At 52.8% G+C, this 12,861-nt stretch carries 10 protein-coding genes; 3 read left to right on the top strand and 7 right to left on the bottom strand.

Translation table 11 applies throughout. The features are described 5' to 3' along the window. Window positions 1-646 precede the first annotated feature (646 nt). Entirely contained in the window at window positions 647-1,012 is a 366-nt protein-coding gene (locus J3D54_RS11615) for an NIPSNAP family protein (RefSeq protein WP_212626431.1), read from the top strand. 43 nt (window positions 1,013-1,055) lie between these two features. Here the strand turns inward: J3D54_RS11615 and J3D54_RS11610 are convergent, their stop codons facing one another. Then, a complete protein-coding gene (locus J3D54_RS11610) occupies window positions 1,056-1,358 on the bottom strand; it encodes a helix-turn-helix domain-containing protein (protein WP_253418121.1) in 303 nt (100 codons plus the stop codon). A 77-nt stretch (window positions 1,359-1,435) separates the two neighbouring features. Here J3D54_RS11610 and J3D54_RS11605 point away from each other — a divergent pair, with 77 nt between their 5' ends. Continuing rightward, complete coding sequence (locus J3D54_RS11605) at window positions 1,436-1,882, top strand: hypothetical protein (RefSeq protein ID WP_253418119.1); 447 nt, start codon at window positions 1,436-1,438, stop codon at window positions 1,880-1,882. Window positions 1,883-2,356: 474 nt separating this feature from the next. Here the strand turns inward: J3D54_RS11605 and J3D54_RS11600 are convergent, their stop codons facing one another. The 6 genes from J3D54_RS11600 to J3D54_RS11575 form a co-directional block, all read right to left on the bottom strand. Further along, window positions 2,357-2,851: a protein kinase gene (locus J3D54_RS11600; RefSeq protein ID WP_253418117.1), complete on the bottom strand. Its 495-nt coding sequence runs from the start codon at window positions 2,849-2,851 to the stop codon at window positions 2,357-2,359. Next, window positions 2,848-4,836 (bottom strand): integrase, encoded by a 1,989-nt coding sequence (locus J3D54_RS11595; RefSeq protein ID WP_253418115.1) that lies wholly within the window; start codon window positions 4,834-4,836, stop codon window positions 2,848-2,850. The genes J3D54_RS11600 and J3D54_RS11595 overlap by 4 nt, the downstream gene beginning before the upstream one ends. Next, window positions 4,836-6,425 carry a site-specific integrase gene (locus tag J3D54_RS11590; RefSeq protein WP_253418113.1) on the bottom strand — a complete coding sequence of 530 codons (1,590 nt, stop codon included), beginning with the start codon at window positions 6,423-6,425 and terminating at the stop codon, window positions 4,836-4,838. The genes J3D54_RS11595 and J3D54_RS11590 overlap by 1 nt, the downstream gene beginning before the upstream one ends. After that, complete coding sequence (locus tag J3D54_RS11585) at window positions 6,409-7,647, bottom strand: site-specific integrase (RefSeq protein WP_253418111.1); 1,239 nt, start codon at window positions 7,645-7,647, stop codon at window positions 6,409-6,411. Before J3D54_RS11585 ends, J3D54_RS11590 begins: the two co-directional genes overlap by 17 nt. A 201-nt stretch (window positions 7,648-7,848) precedes the next feature. Further along, window positions 7,849-8,370, bottom strand: coding sequence for a single-stranded DNA-binding protein (locus tag J3D54_RS11580; RefSeq protein WP_007933689.1), 522 nt, complete (start codon window positions 8,368-8,370; stop codon window positions 7,849-7,851). A gap of 9 nt (window positions 8,371-8,379) precedes the next feature. After that, the gene (locus J3D54_RS11575; protein ID WP_018925659.1) at window positions 8,380-9,777 is read right to left on the bottom strand and encodes an MFS transporter; all 1,398 of its coding nucleotides are present in this window, start codon (window positions 9,775-9,777) and stop codon (window positions 8,380-8,382) included. 191 nt (window positions 9,778-9,968) lie between these two features. Here J3D54_RS11575 and uvrA point away from each other — a divergent pair, with 191 nt between their 5' ends. Next, window positions 9,969-12,803 carry an excinuclease ABC subunit UvrA gene (uvrA, locus tag J3D54_RS11570; protein ID WP_253418109.1) on the top strand — a complete coding sequence of 945 codons (2,835 nt, stop codon included), beginning with the start codon at window positions 9,969-9,971 and terminating at the stop codon, window positions 12,801-12,803. The last annotated feature ends 58 nt before the right edge of the window (window positions 12,804-12,861 follow it).

The following is a 12,861-nucleotide window of genomic DNA, read 5'->3' as shown; positions in this document are numbered from 1 at the left end:
GGGGTGGCTCACCCTCCCAAATTTGAGCCAAGGATGGCTCACTCTCAGTCATCATCTTTTGTGAGGCTTGCGCAGGCTCAACGACGCGCGGACTCGCCCAAATTCTGGCCAGTTTCCGAAAAAATCGCTTGTGCGAATGAGAATGTACTTGTGCTCGCCTAGTCACTCCAAATCGAGGCAAAAAAAAACCGCCTGAGGGGCGGTTTTCTTTTGCGAGTCTGGTTGAGAGACCTAACCTGCGGGTTCCACTAGATACAGTCACTGAGGACAATCATAAATAACGATTCCACAAGCGTCAACAAGGCTCTACAAGCGTTCACAAGAGATTTCGAGCCTAGATCGGTTGCCTGCGAGCATGGCGACAGGCCATTCTTAGCTTACGGTTTTGTCCGTTTTCTCTATTCACCCCGGTACGTATAGCGCGTGGCATGACGTCGGGCATTGGCGCCTTGCGCTGGGTCAAAACCGCCCGTGCGCTTCGGTGAGACCTGCTCGCAGATCTTGGTAGCTCACCTATTTGAGCCACCCCTAGCTCATGCCTGAACGATAGCGTTCACGCGCAGATCCGCATAGCTGGACTCCCGCCTAATAACGTAAGCTGGGATGTACGGATGCTCACGTTGAAACTCCACATGGAAGACTTGGAATGACTCGAATTATTGAAATCCTGATGTACACCTTAAAGCCAGGATCGGGATTGGACTTTCATCAAATAATGCAGAATGTAAGTGTTCCGCTTCACCTAGAAGCAGGCATAGATGTCGTTTCTTATGGCAGCTCATTACATGATTGTGACAGCTATCACCTAATTCGCTCCTATGAAAGCGAGAGCCATCGCCAAGTATCTCAAGATGCTTTTTACGCAAGCGCTGCCTGGAAACAGGGCCCGAGAGAAGACATTATCAGTCGAATTGAAATCAGTACAACGACAGTTATGGCGCTCGCTCAAGACGTAATTGATGCCATCAGAGCTTCCGTAGATCTATCTAGAGCCGAAGCTCGATCCGCGTAACTGACATCGACAAAGGCAGACCCCGTAGCCTTAAACGCGGGGATCAGGAAGATGTGTTGGCCGGACGGTTACAAAAAATCCATTCACACTCCCCTTTCACCTGATGCATCAGGGTTTCCAAAGCTGCAGAGTCTTTGATTGTGTATGCAACCGCCAAAACGGTCAGAGGGTGAACATTCAAAAATGCAGCAAGATCTTCGACTTTTTCAATGGTCGGGCACTTCAGCCCCCTTTCGAGGGAGCTGAGGTAGGTCCTGCTGCTGATTACACTAAAGTCTTCCTGGCTCATTCCCCTTCTGTTGCGTATGAGTTTGAGAGCCGTTCCGAACGCAGGCTTCAGTTCCATGATCCATCCTAAAATGAAACATGAAGCCTCCGAGAACCTACAATCTATAGGACTCATTTTGCCAAGGAACGCTTCTTATGTTCATCACCCCACATTGGGCGCTTCTTAGCGAGCCTGGCTCAGAAAGCGACGCGCTCCATTGGACCGCAGTCGAGCACACCCTCAATCTTCCATGGTTTTACCTAAGCCTGCTACGCGTTACACCGACCGGTACTAGAAAATCGATGATTCAGATAATGGATCCGACTCTCCTATGCAGACTGATACAGACAAGACCACAACACACAGTGATTGAAACAATAAAACTTGTTAGCCCAAATTATTTAAATGAGTCAGGAGACTGGAAAATGGAAACATTAGTGGAGCTAACTATTTATCACAGCAGCGCCTACGGCACCATTGAGGCATATTCAGTTGAAGGCGATAAAGTTTACTATCAGCCAGACAATCATATATCGGCTACCGACTTAATATCCAAGGCGACAGAAAAGCAGATCATCTATAAAAAAAACAACACCAGTTGAGCCCCATTTGAATGCGCAAGGTACCATATCTACTATTTGTCTTTGGACCGATTTCTAAGTCTCAATACTGACTGCATCCAGGCGCCTGCCAACCGCATTTCCTTACGCAATGATTCCAACTCAACGGGGGTTAGTGTCTGTGATTGCGGTGAAACGCAAATGGCTTCAACCTTTTCACTAGAAGAGCATAGACGTCTAACTGTTTCCGTCGTGCAAAAAACGTTTCCTTCGCGGCAACTAGAAATATATTTAAAAAACATCATATTTTATCCCCACCCAATGCATGCTTGCCAAGCTTACACCCTCCGTCTACCACTGCAAATTCAACCGTGAGATTTCAGCCTTGTAGAATCCCCATTGAAATCTGATCTTGATCGTTCTATGACAACGCAAATAGAACCGAACTGGACTACCCATCCACACTCAGTCGCCCCACATAGTTTAGAGAAAAGTCATTTTCACGCCGCTAAAACACTAATCGGTATTAGCATCCAAGCTCCCCACTGGAGGAATGGGGCTATCAAGGTGCTTAAGGATGCTCTCCGTGGTACGCAGACTTGGAAGCCCCTCTCGCGAGCCGCCAGACATATCAATGCTGCTCATCTGAGCGCCAAACCTTACCCTGATGTTGTAGGCAATTTGCTGCCATCTCAGCAGCCATTTGGCTTCACGATCCTTGTAGGTCTGTAGCTCCCTCTCAAGCTGCTCAACCCGAAGCACCAGCTCGTCAGCGCTCTGCGCTGCTTTTTTCTGTTTAGCAGCCAGGCCACCTGCAAGAGACGCCTTGGCAGCGTCGAACGCAACCTTGATTTCAAGACGAGCATTCAAAGCCTGGCGCGTAAACCCAAACTGGTCTTCAAGCGTCTTCCACCGCAGGCCGGAACCCAGCTCACCTAAAGCCCAGCGATCCAATTCCCTTACGATAGCTTTGACATCCCCCGAGTCCATCCTCTTACCAAATTTGCTCATGGCTGTGCTCCAAGTGCTTTCGCTTTGATGGCTTCAGCGTCCATCTGCAAATCAACCAGCATGGCGGTGAGGGTTTCGATTTTCTTCTGCGAATGGGCCAACCATTGGTGGCTCTCGCCCGGCCTATTCGATTGAGACTTGGTTATCGCATTCTCGTATTGAACGACCTCGATCTCGAAAGCGCGCACTACGCCTGCTTTCTTCCCGTCGTCATCCTTCTCCCAGGAAAAATCCGAACATTTGGCATGGCACTCGAGATGATTTGGGCAAGGCGATTGCGACAGGTTACGCGTACACATGCCGGTCCCAAGCTCATGGACTCCGGTAATCTTAGCCTTGAGATAAGCCTCTTTGTACTCAACAGGAAGTTGGATGTAGTTATCGGCTACCGCTCCACCAATCTTGCCCTCCCGAATTTTTTCTTGATAAATCAATGCTCTCTTTTCACGGGATGTGTGCTGATAAGCCTTGGTGTCATTTGCATACTTCCGCCCAAACCACTTAGTTTGTACGTAATCGCTCATTCCACCGTCATTCAAGAGAGTATTAATGGTGTGTCTAAAATCGTGGCTTGAAAAGTCGGGTTTGACGTTGCTGCCACCGTACTCGGACGCAAGCGGCTCAAGATGATCCCGTATGAAGGTCGTGAACATTGAGTGGGTGACTGGTGCGACCACACACACAGAGACGCCTCCGGAAGACATACCCGCGTATCGCACGAAGAAAAGATCTTCTTGGTAATACACCTGACCGCTGGCAGCGATACGGACAGGATCATTCAATCGTGGGTCAAACATACTCTTGCAATAGGACATTAAGGCCTGCTTGGTGGTGAAGCGAGATGGCTTAGCTGGACGAATCCCCTGAACTGTCAGCTTATCCGGATCTGGAAACGTGAGGCCATTTTTCGTAAGCCAACCCGCTGGGCGTAAGACATTGAAGGTAAAACCCAAGGCATCAAGGTCGGCAATGTAGAATCGATGATCTTCAGCAAAAGGTGCGATCCAACGTAGATCAGGGCCACCAGTGATCCGCATCTCCTGCGCTGTCGACCTGGCCGCTCGGGTAATATCTGTTAGCTCAGCGATTACGTCCTCAACAATCGAAACGGCATCAGTAGGAAGCCATGTCCTATCAATGGGATGAGAGTTATCGCCTTTGCTTGTTTTCATCAAAAAAAAGCGTAGATATTTCCTTCCTTCCGAGTCAGAGCCGACCTCTTGCAATGGCAGTGTAGCGATTTCGCTAAAACGCCTTCCAATGCACGCCAACAAAACGAGCATCAGGATGTACATCCGGTACTTATGGTTGCTCGGTACATGTTGGTACAGCAAGCCAATAAGCTCAAACACCTCCAGATTGATGAGTCGGTCCCCGGAGGTCTGTTCCAGGTTTTCAGGTGCGTCCAATCGTTTTTGAGCTACTCCCCCGGCGTTTGCAGGGCGCTTCAGTCCTGAGTACTTATATTCAAACCTAACATTACAAAGCTGATTAGCATCGCAATGCGCTGCGAATTCATTTATAGCCTTATGTAAGTTATAAGCGGTTGACTCTTGGTAATCACCCGAAATTAGCCTACATGCAGAATCTAAGTCTTCTGGCATCAGCCTTGATAACGGACGACTCGTTCCGCCTACGCAGTGGCTTATATAACTTATAGCAGTTACAAACATTTGCTGGTTGCTAATTTTCTGATTTGACCGATGCGCCCGCAGACAGAAAAGAGATTTCGCCACAGCAGCCCAGTCGCCTTCCATGGGCTGTTCGCCGATATTAGGCGCATGCCGAAAGTAGATGCTAGGAGAGCCAGAACGCTTAGCCGATAGTATTGTCATGGGGCCGGCTGTAAACTTCCACTTCGGTTCATCCCAGACAATACTTTCAAAACCCAGCATGCCGAGCATCTGCGCCTTTTCCACCAAAAGCGATAAGTTAGCGACACGATCTAGCTCAAGCCTACTTAAGAACGCTGCTACCTTTGCCATTATGTCGCTCCCGCTTTAACTTCTTTGCATTTCTCAACAACTTGAGCCACAGCGAAGATTATTTCGTCGAGCTGGCTGGCTATTCGCTTGTCAGCGGACTGAAATTTCTCTTCGCGCTCATTTATCAAATACTCCAACACGGCTTGATGATCGGCTTCAAGGTAAGCCTGAAACTTTGGACATTTGTAGCACGAATACGGGGGGTGTAAGGAGCAAAGGGAGTGCTTCCCACACACGCCCAAATCGATGTATGGAGCAGTCTCAATATAAACAAACGGAATATGCTTACCTATGTCTCCTTCATTTACGGCCTTCTGCCCGGGCGCGATGAAATCACCCTTGAAGAAACGGAGAATTTGTGAATAAGGACCAATTAGCGCCTTGTCTAGTAACTCTACGATATTACCAGCCAGGTCAAAATAAACCTGTACGTGTTGAAGATCGGTATGGTCAAGAATCTGGGCAAGCTGCCGCTGCGTTGCCCCATCTTTAACTAAGCTTGTTGCCAACGTGTAACGAAGGCGCCTAGGACTAAGATGTATCAACACCTTGGTCAAAGGCGAGACTATACGATGTCTTAGTACAAAATTTTGAAGCAGCGTTGCAAAGTAACCAGACTCGTAATTGAAATATGCATCGCGCTGGCCTGACGCGGCAGCCGCCGTATTGACGTTGTGATTGAAAAATAACGGCCTGTCAAAACCTTCAGAATCAACTCCCATCCAATCGAACGGTTCAATATCACGATTGGCGGCGATTAGGTCTTGGATGTAAGGCGCAAATTCAGTAGGAAGTTGTACTTCAACGAAGTCATCCCGAGGGCTCAGCAGTCGTTTTTTGATTCGTGGATATCTTATTACCCAGCACGGCTCGTCGAGTCCTGGGCCTACGTTGATCAGATCGCTTTCTCGCAGCCACGACAGGTTCGCCGGGTTTCTACCGTGAGCAATGAACAATGCCAGCGCAGCTCGCTGCTCGCACTCTGCGACATCGGCACAAGTCGTAGTGTGAAGAGCATTGTAGAGTGGCTGTAACTCATAGATACGATGCAGTGGACCGGCATCTACGTCTTCGTTTTTAACCGCCTCACCCTTGGGACCTCCGGGTATTTTGAGAGCTTCCAACACGCTGCCATATTCGGCATTGAAGCCTACCTCACTTAGGTACTGACACCCCCAGAGATACCACGACTTAGCACGCGAGACTTGATATAGCTTATGGTCTTGTCTCGTCGTTGCTATCATTCGCTCGAAATAACTAACCAGCTCCACCTCAAAATCGGCAATTTCTTCCCGATTAAACTCAGGATAGGGCAAAAGAAGAAACCTATGACAATCTACCCAAGTGGTGTAAGCATAGCCCGCCGACGAGGTTCTCATCACATACACACAGTAACGCATCAGCGCATACCGAAATCTCAAATTATGTATGCGCTGAAACTTAAGAGTAGCGTATCTGCCACTGGTCGTTGGCATGTGCCACTGCAAACCACTCGTGTCAACTACATGCCCTTCTCTGCTTATAACAGATTTAGGAATGGACTCCCACAGTTCAGCTTCATCAGGCTGATACCTAAACGCTTGACTCATTACTGGAGTACTCCAAGAAAGTTTCCATCAATGTATCATGGTATTTAGATTGAACAGCGGTGGCCTGGCGAATAATTTCACCACTGATATATACCTCTTGAGAACGCACACTACTATCCCCCCTTAGGTACGCCAAAACCTGTTTACGCTCATCTTCAGGAACGCCACGGCCAGCCATTTCACGCTCAGTTCTACTGGAGTATGTATGCCGAAGGGTCTTAGGAGTTAGATTTGAAGGTAACGTTTGCTTGAACTTCTCACGAATTATCTGAAAATAATTAGACACGCTATTTCCATGCAACGGGTCGCCCTCATCTGAAACGATCAAATAGTTGTGATCTTTGCCAAAGCATTCCATAACGTTTTCGCGATGAACTTCAATGTACTCTTCAATCAGGCGTATGAGCGTAGGCGTTTGCATTATCATGTCTCGACCGTTCCGCTTGACTCTAGGCTGAGGGCTCCGCATATCATTAGGATCCGAAACACGCCTTAACACACGCAGAGCAGTGACGCCCCCGAACTCGACATCCTCTACTCTAAGAGTCAAAACTTCTGCCGGCCTTAAACCAAAGGTCAGCATAATCATTACAATGATGAAGTTCCTAAATCTTACATGCTCGTCTAAGCCATACGCTTTTGGATTCCTAAAATCCACACACCAAATGAGAGCCGTTACTTGATGATCCCGCAGGCCTTTAGTAATAGATTTATTCTGGGGAGGATTACTGATTTCTTGATCGCTGAGAATTTTATCGACATGCTCTTTGTGTGCTTGAATTCTGAGGAGCGCGGGGTCTCCGGACGCCATCGACCCCATCTTGAATCGAAAACACCAACCCATGAATTGCCGCACAGTGATCAGGCGCAACTTATATGTCAGAGGAGACACAGCTACCTTCTTACCCTGATTTATAGAGATCCCCCCCGCCAGCAAGGCGGGGACCTTCACCGCTATGCGTAGGTGCTCACAGAGACTTCCCGCTAATTCAGCCTCGGTAAACATGCGGTCACCAGCCATGCAGGCACCAAAATCAATGCGAAGGGAATCCAGCCAAGCAAACAGAATCGCCAACTCTCTGAGGTTTCTCATGAGCGTGTTAGGGCTTAGGCCTCGCCGTTGCAAGACCCACTCATTTGCAAGCGGAACCGGCAGGCCATCATCGTCAAGGAGGATTGGCAGCTTCCACCCGGAAGGATGTCGTACCATTTTCACATCCATAGCACACTCCTCCTTTACGTTTAGTTATGTAGACTTTTATCTCTACACTCCTTTCTTGTGTAGTTAAATTATTGGTAGCTTTACACAGGGCAAAAAAAAGCCCTCTTAGCTTTACAGCAAAGAGGGCTTGGTTTACTCACGCAAGGCAATGATTTAACCGCTTAGCTAATCAATCACCTTTACGTTTTGATCTTATGTAGGTTAGAACGGAATATCGTCATCAAAGCTGTCGAAATCCGGAGCCGGTTGAGGAGCGGCCTGCGGTGGAGCCGGGCGCGACTGTTGCGGCGCCGACTGCTGCGGACGCGGAGCCTGCTGGCGTGGGGCTGGAGCGGATTGCTGGTAGTTATTGCCCCCGCCTTGTTGGTCGCCCTGCTGTGGACGGCCGCCCAGCAGTTGCATGGTGCCTTGCATGTCGACCACGATTTCAGTGGTGTAACGCTTGATACCGTCTTTTTCCCACTCGCGGGTCTGCAGCTTGCCTTCGATGTAGACTTGCGAACCTTTACGCAGGTATTCGCCGGCGATTTCGGCCACTTTGCCGAACATCGAAACACGGTGCCATTCGGTCTTCTCGACCTTCTGACCGGTTTGCTTGTCGGTCCACTGTTCGCTGGTTGCCAGACTCAGGTTGGTCACGGCGTTACCGTTAGGCAAGTAGCGAACTTCGGGATCCTGGCCGCAAGTGCCGACCAATATGACTTTGTTAACCCCACGGGCCATAACGTTCTCCTAGGCTACGCACGCTGCCTCGGCCGGGTTGTTCACCAAGCGCTCAAGGGTCGTGCGATCCAATAGTTCTGTGTCCAATTTGATGTAAATCGCCGCTTCATCAGCAACGATCACCGCATCTGTTACCCCTACGACGGCCTTCAGGCGCTCAACCAGACCCGCTTCGCGGATCGCCTCGGGCGACAACGGCAAGCGCAGGCTCGTGACGTAAGGTGGTTCGCGCATGGTAACAGCAAAGGCCAGCCAGAGGGCAGCCAGGCCGGCGCATCCGAGGAATACAACCGACAAACCGCCGTGCTGGAACATCCAGCCGCCGAGGATCCCACCCAGCGCCGAACCTAGGAACTGGCTGGTGGAATAAACCCCCATCGCCGTGCCTTTACCGCCTGCCGGTGAAACCTTGCTGATCAGCGACGGCAAGGACGCTTCCAGCAGATTGAACGCGGTGAAAAACACCACCGTGCCGATTACCAGAGCCCGCAAGCTGTCGCCGAACTGCCAGAAGAATAGCTCAGTGAGCATCAGCGTCAGCACCGCGCCCAATAAAACTCGTTTCATTTTGCGTTTCTTCTCGCCGTAAATAATGAACGGGATCATGGCGAAGAAGGAAATCAGCAGCGCGGCCAGGTACACCCACCAGTGCTGCTCCTTGGGCAAACCGGCTTTTTCGACCAGCGCCAGGGGCAATGCAACGAAGCTCGACATCAACATCGCGTGCAACACAAAAATGCCTAGGTCCAGGCGCAGCAGGTCCGGGTGCTTGAGCGTCGGGATCAGTGCCTGACGGGCGACGCCGGACTCGCGGTGCTGCAATGGCCCGGTGGCGCGCGGCACCATGAACATCACGATGACGATACCGAGCAGCGCCATCCCGCCGGTGGCGAAGAACAGCCCGGAGAGGCCGAAGGCACGGGTCAGCAACGGCCCTACCACCATGGCGATCGCGAACGACAGACCGATCGTCATGCCGATCATGGCCATGGCTTTGGTCCGATGCTGTTCCCGGGTCAGGTCAGACAGCAACGCCATGACCGCCGCGGAAATCGCCCCGGCGCCTTGCAGAATGCGCCCGGCGATGACGCCCCAGATCGAATCGGCATTGGCCGCCAGCACACTCCCCAGGGCGAAGACGATCAGCCCCAGGTAAATCACCGGACGTCGACCGATGCGGTCGGAAATGAAGCCAAAGGGAATCTGAAAAATCGCCTGGGTCAGGCCGTAAGCGCCAATCGCCAACCCGATGAGGGCCGGGGTCGCGCCTGCCAGGTCCATCCCATAGGTCGCCAGCACCGGCAACACCATGAACATGCCAAGCATACGGAAGGCGAACACCAGGGCCAGACCGCTTGCTGCGCGGGTCTCACTGCCACTCATGCGTTCGCTGTGGGGATCGTGCATGGAAAAACCTCATCTGAACCGGCGGCGATTCTACCAGTCCCATCGATTGACGGGGTATATCGCGACGCTATGACGCGCGCAGATGACGCAATCTTCATGCAAGGCTGCGTGCCTCTCATTTGATAGTGTGCATCCATCCAGTATTTGGCCGTATACTCCTACGTTTTCGACGCCCGCCGAGCGAGGCCACTTTGGACAAGATCCTGATTCGTGGGGCCCGAACCCACAACCTGAAGAACATCGACCTGACCCTGCCACGGGACAAACTGATCGTCATCACCGGCCTGTCCGGATCCGGCAAGTCGTCCCTGGCCTTCGACACGCTGTACGCCGAAGGCCAGCGCCGCTATGTCGAATCGCTGTCGGCCTACGCCCGGCAGTTCCTGTCGATGATGGAAAAACCTGATGTCGACACCATCGAAGGTCTGTCGCCAGCCATCTCCATCGAACAGAAGTCGACCTCGCACAACCCGCGCTCGACGGTTGGCACCATTACCGAAATCTACGACTACCTGCGCCTGCTCTACGCTCGCGTCGGTATTCCGCGCTGCCCGGACCACGACATTCCGCTGGAAGCCCAGACCGTCAGTCAGATGGTCGACCTGGTACTGACGCAACCGGAGGGCAGCAAACTGATGCTGCTGGCCCCGGTGATCCGCGAGCGCAAGGGCGAACACCTCTCGGTCTTCGAAGAACTGCGCGCCCAGGGTTTTGTGCGGGCCCGGGTCAACGGCAAACTCTGCGAACTGGACGAACTGCCGAAGCTGGATAAACAGAAGAAGCACTCGATCGATGTCGTGGTCGACCGCTTCAAGGTCCGCGCCGATCTGCAACAGCGCCTGGCCGAATCGTTCGAAACCGCGCTGAAACTGGCGGACGGTATCGCGCTGGTGGCGCCAATGGACGATGAGCCCGGCGAAGAAATCATCTTCTCCGCACGCTTTGCCTGCCCGATCTGCGGCCACGCCATCAGCGAGCTGGAACCCAAGCTGTTTTCCTTCAACAACCCGGCCGGCGCCTGCCCGACCTGCGATGGCCTGGGGGTTAAGCAGTTCTTCGACACCAAACGATTGGTGAACGGTGAACTGACCCTGGCCGAAGGCGCGATCCGCGGCTGGGACCGGCGCAACGTCTATTACTTCCAGATGCTCGGCTCGCTGGCCGCCCACTACAAGTTCAGCCTCGAAGTGCCGTTCAACGAACTACCAGCCGATCAGCAGAAATTCATCCTGCACGGCAGCGGCTCGCAGAATGTCGACTTCAAGTACCTGAACGACCGGGGCGATATCGTCAAACGTTCGCACCCATTCGAAGGCATCGTGCCGAACCTGGAACGTCGCTACCGCGAAACCGAATCGGCTTCGGTCCGTGAAGAGCTGGCCAAGTTCCTCAGTACCCAGCCTTGCCCGGATTGCCGCGGCACCCGTCTGCGTCGCGAGGCGCGGCATGTGTGGGTTGGCGAGAAGACCTTGCCGGCGGTGACCAATCTGCCAATCGGCGATGCCTGTGAATATTTCGGCGTGCTGAAACTGACCGGCCGCCGTGGCGAAATTGCCGACAAGATTCTCAAGGAAATCCGTGAACGGCTGCAGTTTCTGGTCAACGTTGGCCTGGACTACCTTTCTTTGGATCGCAGTGCCGATACGCTGTCCGGTGGTGAGGCCCAGCGTATCCGTCTGGCCAGTCAGATTGGCGCCGGCCTGGTGGGGGTTCTGTACATCCTCGATGAACCGTCGATCGGCCTGCACCAACGGGACAACGACCGATTGCTCGGCACCCTCAAGCATCTGCGGGACATCGGTAATACGGTGATCGTGGTCGAGCACGACGAAGACGCGATTCGTCTGGCCGACTATGTGGTGGATATCGGCCCGGGTGCGGGCGTGCATGGTGGGCACATCGTCGCCGAAGGTACGCCGGATGAAGTCATGGCTCACCCTGATTCGCTGACCGGTAAATATTTGTCGGGCCGAGTGAAGATTGCCGTTCCGGCCAAACGCACACCCCGTAACAAGAAATTGTCGTTATCCCTCAAGGGCGCTCGCGGCAACAATTTGCGCAATGTCGATCTGGAGATTCCGATCGGCCTGCTGACCTGTGTGACCGGCGTGTCCGGCTCGGGCAAATCGACGCTGATCAACAACACACTGTTTCCTTTAAGCGCTACCGCACTCAACGGTGCAACGACCCTGGAAGCGGCGGCTCACGACAGTATCAAGGGCCTTGAGCATCTGGATAAAGTCGTCGACATCGATCAGAGCCCGATCGGTCGCACGCCGCGCTCCAACCCGGCGACCTACACCGGGCTGTTCACGCCGATTCGCGAGTTGTTCGCTGGTGTACCGGAATCCCGCTCCCGCGGTTACGGGCCGGGGCGTTTCTCCTTCAACGTGAAGGGCGGACGCTGTGAAGCTTGTCAGGGCGATGGCCTGATCAAGGTGGAAATGCACTTCCTGCCGGACATCTATGTCCCGTGCGATGTCTGCAAGAGCAAGCGCTATAACCGCGAAACCCTGGAGATCAAGTACAAGGGCAAGAGCATCCACGAAACCCTCGAGATGACCATCGAGGAAGCCCGGGTGTTCTTCGACGCGGTTCCAGCCCTGGCGCGCAAGCTTCAGACGTTGATGGACGTAGGCCTTTCGTACATCAAGCTGGGGCAATCGGCGACGACGCTGTCGGGCGGTGAGGCCCAGCGGGTGAAACTGTCCCGCGAGCTGTCCAAGCGCGATACCGGCAAGACTCTGTATATCCTCGATGAGCCGACTACCGGCTTGCACTTCGCTGATATCCAGCAACTGCTCGACGTTCTGCATCGCTTGCGCGATCACGGTAATACCGTCGTGGTGATCGAGCACAATCTGGATGTGATCAAGACCGCCGACTGGCTGGTGGACCTGGGACCGGAAGGCGGCTCCAAAGGCGGCCAGATCATTGCCGTCGGCACACCGGAAGACGTGTCCGAGATGAAGCAATCTCATACCGGCTACTATCTCAAACCACTGCTCGCTCGCGACAAGGCCTGAATCAGGGCCATGAAAAAGCCCCTGTCACTTTGTCGGTGACAGGGGCTTTTTTGTGCGT

The sequence above is a fragment of the Pseudomonas sp. GGS8 genome (assembly GCF_024168645.1).
Lineage (GTDB): Bacteria > Pseudomonadota > Gammaproteobacteria > Pseudomonadales > Pseudomonadaceae > Aquipseudomonas.
Note: the sequence above shows the minus strand (reverse complement) of the source record. Positions and strands in the feature narration are given on the sequence as shown.